19 protein-coding genes are annotated in these 17,094 nt (G+C 39.7%); 18 read left to right on the top strand and 1 reads right to left on the bottom strand.

Going from position 1 to position 17,094, the window contains the following annotated elements; genetic code table 11:
- Positions 1–210 precede the first annotated feature (210 nt).
- From EO114_RS01140 to EO114_RS01125, 4 genes are all read left to right on the top strand, one after another.
- Positions 211–777: a biotin transporter BioY gene (locus tag EO114_RS01140; protein WP_127061063.1), complete on the top strand. Its 567-nt coding sequence runs from the start codon at positions 211–213 to the stop codon at positions 775–777.
- Positions 778–886: 109 nt separating this feature from the next.
- Entirely contained in the window at positions 887–1,594 is a 708-nt protein-coding gene (gene bioD / locus EO114_RS01135; protein ID WP_127061061.1) for a dethiobiotin synthase, read from the top strand.
- Between the two features lie 70 nt (positions 1,595–1,664).
- A complete protein-coding gene (bioA, locus tag EO114_RS01130) occupies positions 1,665–3,011 on the top strand; it encodes an adenosylmethionine--8-amino-7-oxononanoate transaminase (RefSeq protein ID WP_127061059.1) in 1,347 nt (448 codons plus the stop codon).
- Positions 3,012–3,088: 77 nt separating this feature from the next.
- Positions 3,089–3,916 carry an Rpn family recombination-promoting nuclease/putative transposase gene (locus EO114_RS01125; RefSeq protein WP_127061057.1) on the top strand — a complete coding sequence of 276 codons (828 nt, stop codon included), beginning with the start codon at positions 3,089–3,091 and terminating at the stop codon, positions 3,914–3,916.
- Between the two features lie 154 nt (positions 3,917–4,070).
- On the opposite strand, the gene EO114_RS01120 is transcribed toward EO114_RS01125, so the two are convergent.
- Positions 4,071–5,798 carry an NFACT family protein gene (locus EO114_RS01120; protein ID WP_127061055.1) on the bottom strand — a complete coding sequence of 576 codons (1,728 nt, stop codon included), beginning with the start codon at positions 5,796–5,798 and terminating at the stop codon, positions 4,071–4,073.
- A 487-nt stretch (positions 5,799–6,285) separates the two neighbouring features.
- Here EO114_RS01120 and EO114_RS01115 point away from each other — a divergent pair, with 487 nt between their 5' ends.
- The 14 genes from EO114_RS01115 to EO114_RS01050 all read left to right on the top strand — a co-directional run bounded on the left by EO114_RS01115 (position 6,286) and on the right by EO114_RS01050 (position 16,836).
- Positions 6,286–7,167 (top strand): YicC/YloC family endoribonuclease, encoded by an 882-nt coding sequence (locus EO114_RS01115; RefSeq protein WP_127061053.1) that lies wholly within the window; start codon positions 6,286–6,288, stop codon positions 7,165–7,167.
- 24 nt (positions 7,168–7,191) lie between these two features.
- Positions 7,192–7,824, top strand: coding sequence for a guanylate kinase (gene gmk, locus EO114_RS01110; RefSeq protein ID WP_127061051.1), 633 nt, complete (start codon positions 7,192–7,194; stop codon positions 7,822–7,824).
- 30 nt (positions 7,825–7,854) lie between these two features.
- Positions 7,855–8,067 (top strand): DNA-directed RNA polymerase subunit omega, encoded by a 213-nt coding sequence (gene rpoZ / locus EO114_RS01105; RefSeq protein ID WP_009354099.1) that lies wholly within the window; start codon positions 7,855–7,857, stop codon positions 8,065–8,067.
- Positions 8,068–8,246: 179 nt separating this feature from the next.
- Entirely contained in the window at positions 8,247–8,741 is a 495-nt protein-coding gene (locus tag EO114_RS01100) for a YajQ family cyclic di-GMP-binding protein (protein WP_127061049.1), read from the top strand.
- Positions 8,742–8,795: 54 nt separating this feature from the next.
- Complete coding sequence (gene cbiD, locus EO114_RS01095; RefSeq protein WP_127061047.1) at positions 8,796–9,914, top strand: cobalt-precorrin-5B (C(1))-methyltransferase CbiD; 1,119 nt, start codon at positions 8,796–8,798, stop codon at positions 9,912–9,914.
- Positions 9,890–10,516, top strand: a complete 627-nt coding sequence (cbiE, locus tag EO114_RS01090) for a precorrin-6y C5,15-methyltransferase (decarboxylating) subunit CbiE (RefSeq protein WP_127061045.1) — start codon at positions 9,890–9,892, stop codon at positions 10,514–10,516. Before cbiD ends, cbiE begins: the two co-directional genes overlap by 25 nt.
- Positions 10,513–11,094: a precorrin-6Y C5,15-methyltransferase (decarboxylating) subunit CbiT gene (gene cbiT, locus EO114_RS01085; RefSeq protein WP_127061043.1), complete on the top strand. Its 582-nt coding sequence runs from the start codon at positions 10,513–10,515 to the stop codon at positions 11,092–11,094. The genes cbiE and cbiT overlap by 4 nt, the downstream gene beginning before the upstream one ends.
- A gap of 1 nt (position 11,095) precedes the next feature.
- Positions 11,096–11,854 (top strand): precorrin-4 C(11)-methyltransferase, encoded by a 759-nt coding sequence (cobM, locus tag EO114_RS01080; protein WP_127010810.1) that lies wholly within the window; start codon positions 11,096–11,098, stop codon positions 11,852–11,854.
- Complete coding sequence (locus EO114_RS01075) at positions 11,854–12,954, top strand: cobalt-precorrin 5A hydrolase (protein ID WP_240629044.1); 1,101 nt, start codon at positions 11,854–11,856, stop codon at positions 12,952–12,954. Before cobM ends, EO114_RS01075 begins: the two co-directional genes overlap by 1 nt.
- The gene (cobJ, locus tag EO114_RS01070; RefSeq protein ID WP_240629045.1) at positions 12,951–13,640 is read left to right on the top strand and encodes a precorrin-3B C(17)-methyltransferase; all 690 of its coding nucleotides are present in this window, start codon (positions 12,951–12,953) and stop codon (positions 13,638–13,640) included. The genes EO114_RS01075 and cobJ overlap by 4 nt, the downstream gene beginning before the upstream one ends.
- Positions 13,637–14,413, top strand: a complete 777-nt coding sequence (gene cobK / locus EO114_RS01065; protein ID WP_127061039.1) for a precorrin-6A reductase — start codon at positions 13,637–13,639, stop codon at positions 14,411–14,413. The genes cobJ and cobK overlap by 4 nt, the downstream gene beginning before the upstream one ends.
- Entirely contained in the window at positions 14,400–15,065 is a 666-nt protein-coding gene (locus EO114_RS01060; RefSeq protein ID WP_127061037.1) for a precorrin-8X methylmutase, read from the top strand. Before cobK ends, EO114_RS01060 begins: the two co-directional genes overlap by 14 nt.
- 35 nt (positions 15,066–15,100) lie before the next feature.
- The gene (locus EO114_RS01055; RefSeq protein ID WP_370447265.1) at positions 15,101–16,063 is read left to right on the top strand and encodes a FecCD family ABC transporter permease; all 963 of its coding nucleotides are present in this window, start codon (positions 15,101–15,103) and stop codon (positions 16,061–16,063) included.
- Positions 16,063–16,836 (top strand): ABC transporter ATP-binding protein, encoded by a 774-nt coding sequence (locus EO114_RS01050; protein ID WP_127061033.1) that lies wholly within the window; start codon positions 16,063–16,065, stop codon positions 16,834–16,836. The genes EO114_RS01055 and EO114_RS01050 overlap by 1 nt, the downstream gene beginning before the upstream one ends.
- Positions 16,837–17,094 lie beyond the last annotated feature (258 nt).

Below are 17,094 nucleotides of genomic sequence, written 5' to 3'. Positions count from 1 at the left end.
ATTTATTATCGTATAGTTATAAATCTTTGATGTATCTAATAATATACAAACGATCTATCTATCATGATATATGATACGATAGGTCGTTTCTTTTTATTGTAAACTCCTAGCAAATACATTGGAGTTGACAATAAAAAATAATAGTGTTTTAATACTACTTGAAAGACATTTTTTATCATCTTATGTTGTGGCTCAAGGGAGGGTCCTATCATGAAAGAAGAATCAAATGTAACAGGTATGATGAGTGCAAGGCAAATTACGATGACCGCATTATTTGTGGCGTTGGTAGCGGTAGGGGCATTTATTAAGATTCCTATTCCTAATTTGCCATTTACCTTGCAATTGCTCTTTACGACATTAGCTGGTTTAATCTTGGGAAGTCGATTAGGCGGTATGAGTGTGGCGATGTACATCATTCTTGGTCTTGTAGGGGTGCCGGTATTTACTGAAGGTGGTGGATTTATGTACATCTTCAAACCTACATTTGGCTATCTTTTAGGCTTTGCTATTGGCGCTTTTATGGCGGGTTGTATGATAGAAAAAGCAACAGTTGTGACTTTCAAAACATTGTTAACCGCTTCTTTTGTGAATTTAGCTATAGTATATGCCTTAGGCATGGTCTACTTATATGAAATCATGGATCTATACTTAGCAAAACCAATTGGACTAGATGAATTATTTATCTACTGTTTTGCATTGCCAGTGATTCCAGATATTTTCCTTTGTATCTTGGCCGCAGTGATTGCAAAACGATTACTTCCGATTTTAAAGCGATAGTATACATAACAGATGTGACATAAGGTGCATGTACACGTTGGTATGCACCTTATGTTGATAATTGTGAAAGTCACCGCAGGTGATGAACACCGTAGGAAAGGATAAAATCATGACAATAACTCAAAGCCCAAAAGGTTTGTATATATTAGGTACAGGAACGGATGTAGGTAAAACATATATCACTGCTTTATGGCTCAAAAAACTTCGTGAAGCAGGCCATGATGTAGCCTATTACAAAGCTGCTGTCAGCGGTGCTCCTAGTATTTCTGAAAGCGATGCAGGCTATGTAAAACAAGTGGCGGGACTTTCACAGGAGGATGAAACGTTACTGTCATACGTATTTGATGAGGCCGTATCTCCTCATTTGGCGGCTCTTCATGAAGGAAAGGTTATCGATAGAACCGTAGTGAACAAAAATTTCTGTAACGTTGCTAACACACATACATACACAACCGTAGAAGGTAGTGGGGGAATTATTTGTCCTCTATATGTAACAGATACAGAACTATATATGCTAGAAGATGTCGTAAAAGATTTAGGCTTGCCAACTATTGTGGTAGCTACAGCAGCACTTGGTACGATTAATAGCACAGTGTTGACAATCCATTATTTGCAATCCAAAGGCATTCCTGTGAAAGGTATTATTGTCAACCAATATACAGGTAACCCTATGGAAGAAGATAACTGCGTGATGATGGAACGATTGACAGGTATTACTGTGTTAGATAGAGTAGGACCTGGTGAAACATCATTGCATATGGATGTGGATACTATGTTAGGTTGCTACGAAGATATTGCGAATCCCATGCATAAATAGGAAGATAGGATTTATTTAAAATATATATTAGATATGGCATAGTAAATGTACGAGAGGTATAGGTATACACATGAAAGATTGGGCAAAAAAGGATTTAGAGTTAATTTGGCATCCATGTTCTCAAATGAAAGATTATGAAACATTGCCGCCCATTGTAATCGACCATGCGAAAGGTTGCTATTTATATGATGTAGAAGGAAAAGAATACATAGATATCATTAGTTCTTGGTGGTGTAATTTACTAGGACATTGTCATCCAAAGGTCAATGAGGCGATTAAACACCAACTAGATACATTGGAACATGTTATCTTCGCTAACTTTAGCCATAGACCTGCTATCACATTGGCGGAACGATTGAAAGAAATGGTGCCAGAAGGATTAACACGCTTTCATTTCAGTGATAATGGGTCTGGCGCTGTAGAATGTGCTTTAAAAATGGCATTCCAATATCATTACCAAACTGGACATCCAGAACGGCAAAAATTCTTATGCCTTAGTGAAAGTTACCATGGCGAAACCATTGGTGCTTTATCGGTAGGCAGTATGGATTTATTTGCTGAAATTTATAAGCCAATGTTGATGGATCAAACTATTCACACACAAGGACCAGACTGTTATCGTTGCGCTTATGATAAAACTCGTGAAACTTGTTCTTGTGAATGTTTTGAGCATATGGAAAAAGACTTTGCAGAACATGGCTCTACCTTAGCAGCAGTCATCGTCGAACCATTGATTCAAGGTTGTGCAGGTATGAAAATGTATCCGCCAGAATACCTACGTAAACTACGTGAGCTCTGCGATCGTTATGGAGTTCTATTGATTGCTGATGAAATTGCCACAGGATTTGGACGTACAGGCAAGCTATTCGCCTTTGACCATGCAGGAGTATCTCCAGATATTATGACTGTCTCCAAAGCGTTGACGGGTGGCTATATGCCGATGTCAATTACAGTAGTAGCTGAAAAAATTTATCAGGCCTTCTACGATGATTACCATACGATGAAAGCATTCATGCATAGTCATACCTATAGTGGTAACCCATTGGGCTGTGCCGCAGCACTGGCAGTACTCGACACATTGCGGGATGAACATATTTTAGAACAAGCTGAGAAGATGGGAAACTATTTACATGATGCCTTAGTGAAAGCATTGGGTAATCACCCCAATGTAGGAGAAATCCGTCGTATGGGATTAATTAACGCTATCGAACTTGTTACCAATAAAGAAACAAAAGAAGGCTTTGATGGATCCTTGCGCATGGGCTATCAAATCTACAAAAAAGCATTAGATAGAGGATTACTACTTAGACCATTGGGGAATGTCATTTACTTTAATCCCCCATTAACCATAGATAAAGAGACCATCGATATTGCCATCGAACGAACAGTACAAGCCATGGCAAATGTATTGGGATAAGCTTTAGTCATTAAATATATCTCGTTAATCTATCATCTTTGTGCTATAATCTAGATAGAAAAAGGAGTGTGAATCCTATGTCTATCAAGCCTTATGAAGAACTTACGATACAAGATAATTTTATCTTTCAGAAAGTGATGCGTAATAAACGCATTTGCAAGCAAACGATAGAAAGACTTTTAGATATTGATATTAAGGATATTGAATATCTGGAAGAAGAGAAGACTATTGATGTTCGCTTAGATAGTAAGAGTGTGCGACTAGATGTATTTGTCAATGATGATAAAGGAACTATCTTTAATATTGAAATGCAGACTAGTAAAGATATGAAGGAGCTTGTCAAAAGGGCTCGTTATTATCAAAGTGCCATAGATATTGATAGTTTAGAAAAGGGACAGCACTATTCAGAACTAAACGATGTATACGTTATTTTTATATGTACTTTTGAGGTGTTTCCAGATAAACTTCATAAGTATGATTTTCAATATTTATGTTTGCAAAATACGAATAGACCGTTGAATGATGGAACTCATAAGATTTTCTTAAGTACTAAGGGTGAATTGGATGATATATCTAAACCGCTAAAATATTTTTTAGATTATATAGATGGAAAAGAACCTGAAGATAGTCTGATGTGTGAGATTGATAGTGAAGTTCATACGATAAAACAATGTGATGAATGGAGGCGAGATTATATGACGTTAGCATTTGAAATGGATCGAAAATTAAAAGAGGGAATTGAAATAGGACGAGAAGAAGGTAGAGAAGAAGGCCGAACTGAAGGTAAGGTAGAAGCTGTTATTGGAATGCTTAAGGAGAAATTGTCCGTAGAGATGATTTCTCGTATTACAAAATTAACAGTAGAACAAATTACTGAAATTGGTAAAATGAATGCATTGCTATAGTAGTTTTGTAAGCAATGAATTAGAATGATAAAAAGGCTGTAAGCAAACGATATGAATGCTTACAGCCTTTTCTATATTCTGATTATGTTGTAAGGAATCAGTAGTTCTATTAGATTACAAAGAGCCTTCTATCTTGCATGTAAGATATTCTAAACTAGTTGTTTTCTATATACCCCTCAGGTGCTTTCGGTTCTACCACAATGTCGTTGTGGGTATTAAATATGACATATCCCAAAGGAGATCCAGGTGGCTTTTTAATGTGCTTCACTAAGGTGTAGTCCACGGTTACTTTAGATGTATCTTTTCCTTTGCTAAAATACGCAGCGATTTGCGCAGCAGCTTCAATCATTTTAATATCTGGCTCTATATCTGAATGTAAGATAACATGAGATCCTTGAATATGCTGTGTATGTAACCATAGGTCATTAGGTTTGGCCCAACGGTTGGTAAGGTATTCATTTTGTTGGTTATTTTGTCCTACATATACGTCACCATTAGGAATAGTGAAATGCAAGAAATTGTCTTTTTTAATCTTGAAAGGAATTGGCTTTTTCGATTGTCGCAAAATTCCTGCACTTTCACATTCGCTGCGAATTTCTTGAACAGATTGCTTGGTCGTAGCCAACGATAAACTGTATTGAATGGATTCCAAATAAGAAAGGCGTATGGAGCTTTGTTCTAGTTGGTATTGACCATTTTTCGTACGATTTTTCATCTTACGATACAGTTTATAATAAGCTTGCGCATTTTCTGTAATGGATAATGGGGGATCCAATGGGATTGTAATATCTTCAGCCGAGTCAGATAAAACATTTTGTACTGTCACTTCTGATTCATAGTGATGAGGTAAGTAGCTATAAATCATGAGTAAATCCCCATAGGATTTATACATATCCGCTTTGGATGTGTCGTCTAGTTCAGCTTTGATTTTTTCGTGACGGCATTCTTCTTTTTTGATGGCGGCGGCGATAATTTTTTCTAACTCTTTTCCTGCCGTGTGTATGGCTCCTAGCTTTGTCACATCCTGTGAAAGGGCCTCAGAAATTGTTGGATACTGGATAGTATCAACAATGGTGTGGGGGGAACTTTCACAGAGTGGAATAGGCGTTAATAAGCGTTTACCAGTAGCTGTAGTGTATTGCAATAATCCTTGTGTCCTAAGAAGTTGGGATTGCAAATTAGTAAGTCCTTCGGTGATACTATTGATGAGCTCCGCTGTCATCGGTGTCGTAGGAGTTAGCCCCATACGATAACATAGATCATCTAATAGGACAGGACCAAAGCCATTGAAGATATGACGAATGGTATTACCTACTGTATCTTGGGAAAAGGATTGTAGTAACTGCGTTATTTCATGACTAGAGAATTGCATGAGGTCGACACGAGATGTATTAGGCGGTAATTCATAGGGTAATTTAGGTGCCACTGAACGCACACGATTCATAAGTGGTGTGACATGAACAAGAGATTCTAAAATGATGCCATCTTGTACGAAAATGCAGTTGGAATATTTACCCATTAGTTCCACATAGATTTCATTTACAACGATGGAACCATCTAAGCCTAATTTATCGGCGGTAATGCGAATGATACGGTCTCCATGAAGTTGCTCAATATTGGTAATGCGAGCTCCTTCAATATGTTTCCGTAAATACATAATGAGGGAGGTGGGCTCCTTTGGGGCATCCACTATCGTATCTGTAACGTAGATGGACGGAGCACTGCCTACGGTAATTACCAAGTAGGGACTTGTGGTAGGTGTATTAATTTTTAAAAGTATACTTGTTTTATCGATCTGCTGAATACGTTGAATCTGACCGTTTCCGACTTGCTCGTTCAGTTCTCGTATCAATACAGACAATGTTAAACCATCTAAATTCATGGGGATCCTTTCGTTATAGGTGTATTGTATTGCTATACCTGAAAGTGTAACATATCAGTGAAATCATACTTCGATACTATACAAAAGACATAGCTATTTATTTATAAGATTACAAAAATGATTGACATTACATGGTATCTTACTAAGGATACAATGCGTATGTACTATTTATTAGGAAAAGGATAAATTTTAAAAACCATCCCTATACTAGTATACACTAATCTAGTACTAGTAGATATAGGTAGGTTTTGAATTAAAGGTATGACACCCAAAATATAGCTGAATAGAGACATGGTTAAACTTGATGTTTCATTGAGATAAATCTATAAGAGAAGGATAATGCATATCTGGATTAGCAGTGAATTAAAATTTCTAACTATATTAACTTTATGGTAGATCTAGATTAGAGCAAATAAAACGTTTTATTTTTAGTCTTACCGTGCTATACTGAAAGGTAAGAAATAGAACGGAAACGCGAGGTAAATCCATGAATAGTATGACAGGCTTTGGTCGCGGCATAGTGACTACAGAAACAGGAAGTTTCCAAGTAGAGATTAAAACGGTAAACACAAGATATTGTGATATTACAATTAAAAGTCCTAAACAATTTAATATCTTTGAAGACAAAGTACGACGGTTAATTCAATCTGCTTTTCAACGTGGTAAGGTAGAGGTGTCTATTTTATACAAAGAGTCCGGCGAGCAAGAGAAAGAATTATTTATGAACCGTGCCTTATGTGGACAGATTAAACAATTTTTGGTAGAAGAGGGATTCTATGCAGATGTGAAAGAGGTTCCTCTATCGGCGATTATGTCCATTTCTTCGGATTGGATCTCTGTAGAAGAACCACCTACTGATGAAGAGGCGATGGGACGATCTTTAGAAGAGGCAACAAAATTGGCCATTGACGGTGTTCTTGCGATGCGTGCCAAAGAAGGCGTTGCGATGAAAGAAGATATTACGAAACGCCTACAAGGGATTGAAACATTATTCGCTTACATGGAAAGTCGAAGGGATGTGGCCCTAGCACATCATGAAGATCGGTTATTACAACGAATCCAAACTATGCTAGATAAAGTGGGCGTAGATTTTCAAGAAGAACGGTTTATGCAAGAAGTGGCTATTCTTTCAGATAAAGTAGATATTTCAGAAGAGATTGCCCGATTTGCCTCACATGTGGTACAATTAAAGGAAATCCTTGAGGAAGAAGGACCTATTGGACGGAAGTTAGACTTCTTGTTACAAGAAATGAACCGTGAGGTCAATACAATGGGATCTAAAGGGAATGAAATTACAATTGTAGATACAGTTGTACAATTGAAAGTAGAGTTAGAAAAAGTAAGAGAGCAAATTCAGAATATAGAATAATGTGTAAGTAGTACTGGAGTTATCATGTCTGATAAAGGAATATTAATCGTCATTTCAGGACCATCTGGGGCAGGAAAAGGCACGATTTGTGCAGAACTCCGCAAACAAATGCCAAATTTGGTCTATTCTGTATCAATGACCACACGTCAACCACGAGTGGGTGAAGAAGAGGGTATTAGCTATTTCTTCCGAGATGTAGAGACGTTTGAAAAGTTAATCAAAGAAGATGCATTCTTAGAATATGCAAAAGTGTACGATAATTACTATGGTACACCGAAAGAGCACGTCATGAACTTATTAGAAGAAGGCAAGAGTGTGATTTTGGAGATTGATATTCAAGGTGCTATGAAGGTAAAAGAATCCTACAGCGATGCTGTCTTTATCTACGTTGTGCCGCCATCCTTAGATGTTTTAACATCTCGTCTGCATGGTCGTGGTACGGATGATAAAGAAGTGATTCATAAACGTTTATCTTTAGCTTGTTCAGAATTAGCATTAGCACATCGTTACGACTACATAGTGGTGAATGACGATTTGGAAGATGCCATTGAACGAACAGCATCTATCTTGCGGGCTGAAACATGTAAGATTAGTCGCAACAAAGAAAAGATTCAATACATTTATAAACGTTACAGCAATGAGCAAGGACAGCAATAATATAGTAAGTAGACAAAGGAGACTTTCATTATGATGGTAGAACCGCATTTAAAGGATTTAGAAAAACAAGTGGATAGTAAATACACGTTGGTAACATTAGCAGCTAAGCGTGCTCGTGAATTGACAGATGGAGATCCATCCCTTGTAGGTGAAGTAGGAACAGAAAATCCAGTGTCTATTGCTTTGTATGAAATCGCTGCAGAGCAAGTAGGGTTTGAACGCACAAAAGATGGCGTAAAATAATTTGATATAACGATACTAGATACCTAATGAATAGAGGAATTAAAACTGTATTCATTAGGTATTTTTTTTACGTATACTACATTCCTAAAAGCTATAATAAAAGATACTGTAAAGGTAGAAAATATAAGGGAAGTAGGGTATAATTAAACTGTTCATGTAAATATGTATTGGAGGTTTATATGGCTAAAGATTGTTCATTTGACGTTGTATCCGAAGTGGATATGCAAGAAGTAGATAATGCAGTAAATCAAGCAAAGAAAGAAATCGGCACACGCTATGATTTCCGTAATAGTAAAGCAGATATAGAACATGATGGTGATACCATTAAAATTCATTGTGATGATGAATACAAATTAGGTGCCATCATCGATGTGCTAAAAGGTAAAATGGTAAAACGTAATGTTGCCATTAAAAACTTGGAATATGGTAAAATTGAGCCTGCATCTGGTGGCACAGTTCGACAAATTGTGACGATTAAAAATGGCATCTCTAAAGAGGTGGCTAAGGATGTAGTTAAATTAATTAAGAATATGAAATTAAAAGTGACGGCTCAAATTATGGAAGACCAAGTACGTGTAGCAGGTAAAGATAAAGATCAATTGCAAGCAGTGATTACGATGCTTCGTGAGCAAGATTTACCTGTGGAATTACAATTTGTGAATTTCCGTTCTTAATCAAATAGAGGAGCATCACCCAATAGATGCTCCTATTTTATCATGTGAGGGACTATGAACGTAGAAGATATGCGTGGTGGCTACACCACTGGTTCCTGTGCAACAGCAGGGGTGAAAGCTGGACTCTTAGCCCTAATCGAAGAAGAAATAGTTGACCAAGTTTCTATACGAAATCCCCAAGATGCTTTCATTACTGTGCCTATTGCGAAGGTAGAAGTAATATCGCCTACTGAGGCTATGGTAACCGTTGTGAAAGATGGTGGTGATGATCCAGATGTAACACATGGTACAGATATTGTGACCACGGTAACATTAAATCAATCAGGAGCCATTACGTATGAAGCTGGATTTGGAGTGGGTATAGTGACTAAGCCGGGCCTAGCCTTACCTGTAGGAGAACCTGCTATCAATCCGGGGCCTAGAACGATGATTTCCTATGTTTTCGAGGAGCTCGTACCAAAGGGCATGGGCATTCATGTGAAAGTATCCGTACCAGCGGGGGAGACCTTAGCTAGAAAGACCTTGAATGGTACTCTTGGTATCGAAGGTGGTATTTCCATCATTGGCACCACAGGTATTGTAAAGCCCATGAGTGAAGAAGGTTTCAAAAACTCCCTAGTGCCGCAATTGCGTGTCATGAAAGAAGCAGGCTATACAACGGCCATCCTGGTGCCGGGGCGTATTGGTCAAGAAATCGCAAAAGAACAACTAGGGATTTCTATCAATCAAATGGCAGAAACAAGCAATTTTATCGGCTTCATGCTAGAACAATGTGTCAAAATTGGATTTAAAAATATCCTCATCATTGGTCACATTGGTAAAATTATCAAATTGGCTAGCGGCAGCTTTCATACCCATAATCGCATGAGTGATGGACGTATGGAAACGATTGTAGCTTATGCAGCCTTAGAAGGGGCATCTCGAGAAGTTTGTGAAGAATTGATGGAGTGTCGCACAACAGAGGCTGCCATGCCAATTATCGAACGAGAACACTTGGAGGGCATTTACCAGCGCGTAGCGGATCGAGCGTCTTTGCGCTCTATGCGTTATATTGCGCAAGATGCAAAAGTTGGCATTATCATATCTACCTTAGATGGCACTATATTGGCCGTCGATGAAGTAGCGAAGGAAATAGGAGAAGAAGAATCATGGCACATACCTTGTATGTCGTAGGTATTGGCCCTGGGAATCCAGAGTATGTAGTACCTAGAGGATTACATCTAATTAAACAGGCTAAGGTCTTGGTAGGAAGTGAGCGAGCATTAGAAGATTTTGCTCAGCCAGGTCAGGTAACCTTTCCTATTGCGAAACTAACACCCATGGCAGAGTGGATGGGAGAACAACTACAATCCAATGACATTGTAGTCTTAGTCAGCGGTGATACAGGATATTATTCCTTGTTGCCGTATTTAAAAACTAAGTTTCCTAATAATCCTATTGATGTGACACCGGGCATAAGTTCCATGACATTTGCCTTTGCTAGACTTGGAGAAGTATGGCACAATGCAGATTTAATGAGCTTTCACGGTCGTCGACCAGAGGAAACAGATTTGTATTATGCAGAAGGACGTAAATTAGGTTTCTTAACGGATCCTGAACAAAATCCTGCCTATATTGCAAACTATTTAATCGAAGAGCATGGTTGGCCGAAGAATACAAAAGCGGCAGCCTGTGAACGATTGAGTTATGAAGATGAGCGTATTGAACGCGGTACATTAGAAGAATTACAAAAATTGGAGGGCTTTGGGCACTCCGTAATGGTGGTATTAGGATGAGACATTTTTTTGGAATTGAAGACGAGGAATTTATTCGTGGCGATGTGCCAATGACGAAAAAAGAAATTCGTATGGTAGTCATGAATGCAGCTCGTGTAGAAGAAGATAGCGTGGTTCTCGATGTGGGAGCTGGTACTGGTTCCATTTCGATTGAAGCTGCCATAGCTGCTCCGAAAGGACATGTATATGCTATCGAACGCTTTGAAAAAGCAACAGATTTAATTCGCCAAAATCAAGAAAAATTTGGCGTAAAAAACTTAACAATTATTGAAGCCAAAGCGCCAGAAGGTATGGAAGATTTACCAGAATTAGACGCTGTTATCATCGGTGGTAGTGCTGGTGGTATGGGGACGATTATGGACGAAGCCTCACGGTTGTTAAAAGTGGGCGGTCGTCTTGTAGTAACCGCTGTGACTATGGAAACAGGCTATACGATTTTAAAAGAACTAAAAGGTAGACCGTATACTTATGAAGGATTTCAAATGCAAGTGAGCCGCTTTAGAAAAGCTGGTCCATACCATTTATTAAATCCATTGAGCCCTATTTTTATCGTAACTGCAGTGAAACAGGAGGCATAATATGGCACAAGTGCATATCGTGGGCGCAGGCCCTGGCGATCCAGAGTTAATTACCCGTAAGGGATATCGATTAGTACAAGAAGCAGACGTAGTAATCTACGCTGGTTCCTTGGTAAATCCAGCAATTTTAGAAGCTTGTAAAGAGGGCTGTGAAATACATAATTCTGCATCTATGAGCTTAGATGATGTATTAGCAGTCACAAAAGCTAGTGTGGCAGAAGGTAAAACGGTAGTGCGTTTACACACTGGTGACCCTGCTATCTACGGAGCGATCCAAGAGCAGATGGATGCTTTGAAAGAAATGGGTATTACTTATGATGTAACACCTGGGGTAAGCTCTTTCTTGGCAACGGCAGCAGCCTTGCAACAAGAGTACACATTGCCTAATGTAACGCAAACTGTCATCATCACTCGTATGGAAGGCAGAACACCTATGCCTGAAAAAGAAAAATTATCTATGCTAGCTAGCCATGGTGCGACTATGTGTATTTTCTTGTCTGTCCAAATGATTGACAAAGTGGCGGCAGAGTTAATTGAAGGTGGCTACGATAAAACGACACCAGTGGCCATCGTTGTGAAAGCATCTTGGCCAGACCAACGCATTATTCGTGGCACATTAGAAACGATTGCTGATGTGGTGGCAGAAGAAGGTGTTATTCGCCAAGCCATGATTGTAGTAAGCCGTGTATTAGATACAGATTATGAACTATCTAAACTCTATGACAAAGGCTTTGCTCATATGTATCGAGATGCTAAGTAATGAAGATAGCTATCGTATCGGTTACAAAACGTGGGGCTAAGCTAGGCCAACAAGTACGCAGTGCCTATATACAGGAACATGTGGTGGACTGTTATGAAAAAGTAGAACGTGAAAGTGGAGACACAGCCATATCCTTTTCTTCTTTGAAACCGCATATAAAACAGTTGTGGAAAGACTATGACCGTATCTTATTCATTATGGCCACAGGCATTGTAGTGCGTATGATTGCACCTTTCATCAAGCATAAATCGGAAGATCCAGCTATTTTAGTCATGGACGAAGGTGGTCACTTTGTGATTAGTCTATTATCTGGTCATTTAGGCGGCGCTAATGAATGGACTAGCGAGGTGGCAATGATTACCGGTGCGACCCCGGTGATTACGACAGCTACAGACGTGAATCAGTTGCCTGCACCAGATGTGTTGGCTCGAAGAATTGGCGCCAAGGTAGAAGACTTCTCCATGCTTATTAAGGTGAATGCAGCTATTGTCAATGGAGAATCTGTTAAATATTATTTGGATAGTACCTTGGCAGATGACTTTGAGCTAGCGGTACAAGCACATCAAGTGGACTATGCTCTCTTTCATCCAGAGGAAGTATTCCCATGGGGGGATGAGCCAAAGGTTGTGATTACAGATAGAACCATTGATTGCGTAGGTGTCACACTGGTGCTGCGACCACCGACTATGACGGTAGGTATCGGATGTCGCCGTGATACACCGAAAGAATTGATACTTTCAGCGGTAGCAGAATCATTGAAAAATGTAGGACGATCCCCATTAAGTGTCAAGGGAGCGGCCTCAGTCATCGTAAAAGCTGATGAAGTAGGATTATTGGAAGCCATGGAAGTGCTCAAATGGCCTATCCAATTTTATACACAAGAAGAAATGGCCCCTTGTATTGAAGAGGCACAAATTATTGAATCAAATTTTGTTAAACAAACCATAGGAGTAGGAAACGTATGCGAAACGACAGCACTATTACTAGCGCAGGGGCAGGAGCTACTGCAGCACAAAACAATATTTCCGAGAACAACCGTAGCCATTGCACGGGCACATTACAAGTCATCGGAATCGGACCTGGTAACCCAGAATTTATGACACCAGAAGCACGGGAAGCGATTTTACAAGCAGACCGTGTGGTAGGTTACATTACCTATTTAGATTTGATTAAAGACCTTGTAGCAGACAAAGTCACTGTAGGAACAGGCATGATGCAAGAAGTGGATCGATGCCAACAAGCTGTAGACTTAGCTGTAGAAGGTCATAAAGTGGTGGTGGTATCCAGTGGTGACCCTGGAGTATACGGCATGGCGGGTCTTGTCATCGAATTGGCTAATAAAGTGGCAGAGGAAAAACGTCCTCCTGTACATATCGTACCAGGTTTAAGCGCTGTAAACATGGCAGCAGCTGTGTTGGGTGCTCCATTGATGCATGACTTCGCTGTTATCAGCTTAAGTGATTTAATGACACCATGGGATTTAATCAAAAAACGTGCGGCCCTATGTGCAGAAGGAGATATGGTTATCGCATTGTACAACCCACGTAGTAAAAAGCGTGTCACTCATTTAGATGAAGTGCGTGAACTAGTATTGCAACATCGTGACCCTAAAACGCCAGTAGGCATTGTCCAAAAAGCGGGTCGTGTAGGTCAACATATTATTATTTCTGATTTAGAGCATTTCCATAAAGAAGAAATCGATATGCAAACATTAGTTATCATTGGTAACAGCCAAACGTATGTGGAAAATGGTAAAATCATTACGCCGCGAGGATATAAACTGTGATTTGGGTCATAGCGGGTACGCTAGATGGCCGTAATTTGGCGGTAGCAGTACAAGAGCATACAGGATTACCTGTGTTGGTGTCTGTGGTGAGCCAATATGGGGCACAATTAGCATCCCATCTAGGTATTGAAGTCCATGAAGGACGCTTAAATTTAGAGGAGATGAAAGCTCTCATTCAAAATAAAGGCATTACGATGCTCATCGATGCGAGCCATCCCTATGCGGCGATTGTGACTGCTACAGCTCGTGAAGCCGCTGCAAATATGGAAATTCCTTTCATTCGATTTGAACGGAAAGAAGTGCCATTGCCAGAGTATGATAAATTACATCATGTGAGCAATGAAGAAGAGGCAGCTACTTTAGCAGGTGAACTAGGTAAGGTGGTATATCTTACAACAGGTAGTAAGACGATGCATATCTTTGCCAAGTCCGAAGCTCTACAAGATAAAGAAGTATGGACTCGTGTATTACCGACGGCGGAAGTGCTGCAGATGATGGAAGATTTGGGAGTATCTCCTAAATATACCATTGCTATGCAAGGACCATTTTCTTATGACATGAATAAGGTCATGTTCCAAGATACAAAAGCAGAGGTAGTAGTCATGAAAAACTCTGGCCTTGTAGGAGGTTCAGACACTAAGTTACAAGCTGCTATCGATTTAGATGTTCATGTCATTGTTATCGATCGACCAACACCGGCGAAAGGAGCAGTGACGATTTCAACAGTAGAAGAATTTAAAACTCTATGGGAGGATTACGATGGATTACATTAAAAACCCTAAAGCAATTGAAGATAAAAGTATGGAAATTATTTACCCATATGTGAAAGACATGGGATTTACTGATGACGAAATTCGTGTGGTATCTCGTACTATCCATGCATCTGGTGACGTAGAATATGCGAAATTATTCCGTACTAGTGAAGGCGCTGTAGCGGCAGGTATTGCAGCTGTTAATAATGGCGCTCATGTTTACACTGACGTGGAAATGGTGCGCACAGGTATTTCTAAACCAGCATTGAAACTTCATAACAGTGAAGCACATTGCTTAATTCGTGACGAAAAAGTAGCTGAAATGGCAAAAGAATTAGGTGTGACACGCTCTATTGCTGCGATGCGTACATTCGGTAAACAGTTAGAAGGCCAAATCGTGGCGATTGGTAATGCACCGACTGCTTTATACGAAGTATTGCGCCTTGCCTTAGAAGAAGGTATTCGTCCTGCTTTAATCATCGGGATTCCAGTAGGCTTCGTAGGTGCTGCAGAATCTAAAGATTATTTGGCAGAAGTATCTCCAGTTCCTTACATTACAATTCAAGGTAACAAAGGTGGTAGCTCCATTGCTGCATCCGTTGTTAACGCATTGTTCTACACAGATGTAAAACGTAACGACATGTTATTTGTAGAAGGAAAAGAAAAGAAATAATGAATAGAACGAGTCAAACACGCAATGCATGGCGTATGTTTCTCGTTCTAGTGTTTGGGGCAGCAGCGATTGCTGCCCTAATCTTGTCATTAGTATTTGGGTCCGCCCAGACTACATTGGCTCAAATTTGGCATACACTGTGGTCTCCCACTTTATCTGATACAAACTCACTAGTCATATGGAACATTCGCTTACCGAGAAATATAGTAGCGGCTCTAGTAGGCTCAAATCTAGCTGTAGCAGGTGCTATTTTACAAGCAGTAATGAAAAATCCATTAGCAGATCCGCAAATCGTAGGGGTTTCCTCGGGGGCAGGATTAGCTGGTGTCATAGTATTAATTTTATTTCCTTACCTAGAATATGCAGTGCCATTCATCGCCTTCATTGGCGCTTTGACAGCGGCCATACTTGTGTATGCCTTAGCCTGGAAACAGGGTATACGTCCAAGTCGTATTATCTTGGCTGGGGTAGCCGTAGCAGCATTCTTAGGGTCCATGATATCTGCCCTTCTTGTATTCTATGGAGATCGTGTGCAAGGGGCTCTACTATGGATGGTTGGCGGTTTAGCCGCTCGTAGTTGGCCACAAGTATATGTCTTAATTCCTTATACAATAGGGGGCTTGTTATTTGCCTTCTTAGGGGCAAAACGATTGACCATACTCAGCTTAGGTGATGAAACAGCACGCAGTTTAGGCTTAGCCGTTGAAAAAACACGGTTTATGATGACTGCTGTGGCAGCATTATTAGCAGCCAGTGCCGTATCAGTAGCGGGTTTAATTGGTTTCGTAGGATTGATTATTCCGCATATTGCGCGCATGATGTTGGGCACAGATTATCGCTTTCTATTACCAGGATCTGCCTTCTTAGGAGCGTTTGTGCTTGTTATTAGCGACACAGTGGGACGTACATTATTTAGCCCTATCGAGATTCCAGTAGGCATCATTATGGCATTCTTTGGGGCTCCATTCTTCTTGTATTTATTGAGGAGGGATGACTAATGAAACCAGTAATTTCTGTGAAAGATTGTCATGTCTCCTTCGGTGAAAAAGAAGTCTTAAAGGGCATCGATTGGACCGTGTACGAAGGGGAAATCGCTACCTTAATCGGTCCTAATGGCTGTGGTAAAAGTACTTTATTACATGCCATTACCAGTGCTATTAAAAGTACGGGAACCATCCAAATTGCAGGGAAAGAGGCAAAGGGCTTTTCTAATAAAGAATTGGCTAGATATATGGCATTCTTACCACAAGTACCATCTATCCCGAAAGATATGTTAGTAGAAGAACTCGTTAACTGTGGTCGATTTCCTTACCAATCTTGGTGGAAGCAACAAGGGTCTCATGATAAAGAAGTGGTAGATGCTGCCTTAGAGGCCACACAAGTGAGTCATTTACGGAATCAGCTAGTATCTTCCTTATCCGGCGGGGAACGGCAACGTGTATGGATTGCTATGGCGTTAGCTCAAGAACCAAAAGTATTAATCTTGGATGAGCCTACTACGTATTTAGATATTAACCATCAATTGGAGATTATGGAGTTACTACAGGACTTAAATCGCCGTGAAGGGTTAACAGTTGTTATGGTTCTCCATGAATTGAACCAAGCCGCACAATATTCCCATCGGGTCGGAGTACTCTATCAAGGACAGATCTTGGCCGATGGATCACCAAAAGATGTGATGACAGAAGAATTACTAGAGAAAGTATTTGCTGTTAGAACAGACGTAGAAGTAGGGGAGTTTCCTTACATACGGATACAGGGGTTGCTGTAGCACTTGAGTAAAATTTAACAAAGGAGTTATCATTTTGTAAATTGGCATAGTCATAACCATGGACTATGCCGATTTTTTTAGTTGGGATATGTACTGATGGTGTTAGTATATAAATCAATAATTGTATGATACAATAACGGTATATTAATGAGTAAAATTGATGAATAATTTTAATACTATCGAATATTTAGGGATTTGGGAGAAGTTAAATAGTCCAGAATTTAACCCCCTCGAAATCGAGGGGGTTTAAATATGCAA

Origin of the sequence: Veillonella sp. 3627, assembly GCF_003992195.1 — a bacterium.
In the GTDB taxonomy this organism is placed as follows: Bacteria; Bacillota; Negativicutes; order Veillonellales; family Veillonellaceae; genus F0422.
Note: the sequence above shows the minus strand (reverse complement) of the source record. Positions and strands in the feature narration are given on the sequence as shown.

Excerpts from the sequence above, each read along its gene's own strand:
- EO114_RS01115 (WP_127061053.1), top strand. The coding sequence starts at position 6,286 with ATGAATAGTATGACAGGCTTTGGTCGCGGCATAGTGACTACAGAAACA.
- cbiD (WP_127061047.1), top strand. The coding sequence starts at position 8,796 with ATGAACGTAGAAGATATGCGTGGTGGCTACACCACTGGTTCCTGTGCA.
- cobJ (WP_240629045.1), top strand. The coding sequence starts at position 12,951 with ATGACACCAGAAGCACGGGAAGCGATTTTACAAGCAGACCGTGTGGTA.
- rpoZ (WP_009354099.1), top strand. The coding sequence starts at position 7,855 with ATGATGGTAGAACCGCATTTAAAGGATTTAGAAAAACAAGTGGATAGT.
- cobM (WP_127010810.1), top strand. The coding sequence starts at position 11,096 with ATGGCACAAGTGCATATCGTGGGCGCAGGCCCTGGCGATCCAGAGTTA.
- EO114_RS01075 (WP_240629044.1), top strand. The coding sequence starts at position 11,854 with ATGAAGATAGCTATCGTATCGGTTACAAAACGTGGGGCTAAGCTAGGC.
- EO114_RS01140 (WP_127061063.1), top strand. The coding sequence starts at position 211 with ATGAAAGAAGAATCAAATGTAACAGGTATGATGAGTGCAAGGCAAATT.
- EO114_RS01100 (WP_127061049.1), top strand. The coding sequence starts at position 8,247 with ATGGCTAAAGATTGTTCATTTGACGTTGTATCCGAAGTGGATATGCAA.
- EO114_RS01060 (WP_127061037.1), top strand. The coding sequence starts at position 14,400 with ATGGATTACATTAAAAACCCTAAAGCAATTGAAGATAAAAGTATGGAA.
- EO114_RS01125 (WP_127061057.1), top strand. The coding sequence starts at position 3,089 with ATGTCTATCAAGCCTTATGAAGAACTTACGATACAAGATAATTTTATC.
- bioA (WP_127061059.1), top strand. The coding sequence starts at position 1,665 with ATGAAAGATTGGGCAAAAAAGGATTTAGAGTTAATTTGGCATCCATGT.
- bioD (WP_127061061.1), top strand. The coding sequence starts at position 887 with ATGACAATAACTCAAAGCCCAAAAGGTTTGTATATATTAGGTACAGGA.
- EO114_RS01055 (WP_370447265.1), top strand. The coding sequence starts at position 15,101 with ATGTTTCTCGTTCTAGTGTTTGGGGCAGCAGCGATTGCTGCCCTAATC.
- EO114_RS01120 (WP_127061055.1), bottom strand. The coding sequence starts at position 5,798 with ATGAATTTAGATGGTTTAACATTGTCTGTATTGATACGAGAACTGAAC.
- cbiE (WP_127061045.1), top strand. The coding sequence starts at position 9,890 with ATGGCACATACCTTGTATGTCGTAGGTATTGGCCCTGGGAATCCAGAG.
- EO114_RS01050 (WP_127061033.1), top strand. The coding sequence starts at position 16,063 with ATGAAACCAGTAATTTCTGTGAAAGATTGTCATGTCTCCTTCGGTGAA.
- cbiT (WP_127061043.1), top strand. The coding sequence starts at position 10,513 with ATGAGACATTTTTTTGGAATTGAAGACGAGGAATTTATTCGTGGCGAT.
- gmk (WP_127061051.1), top strand. The coding sequence starts at position 7,192 with ATGTCTGATAAAGGAATATTAATCGTCATTTCAGGACCATCTGGGGCA.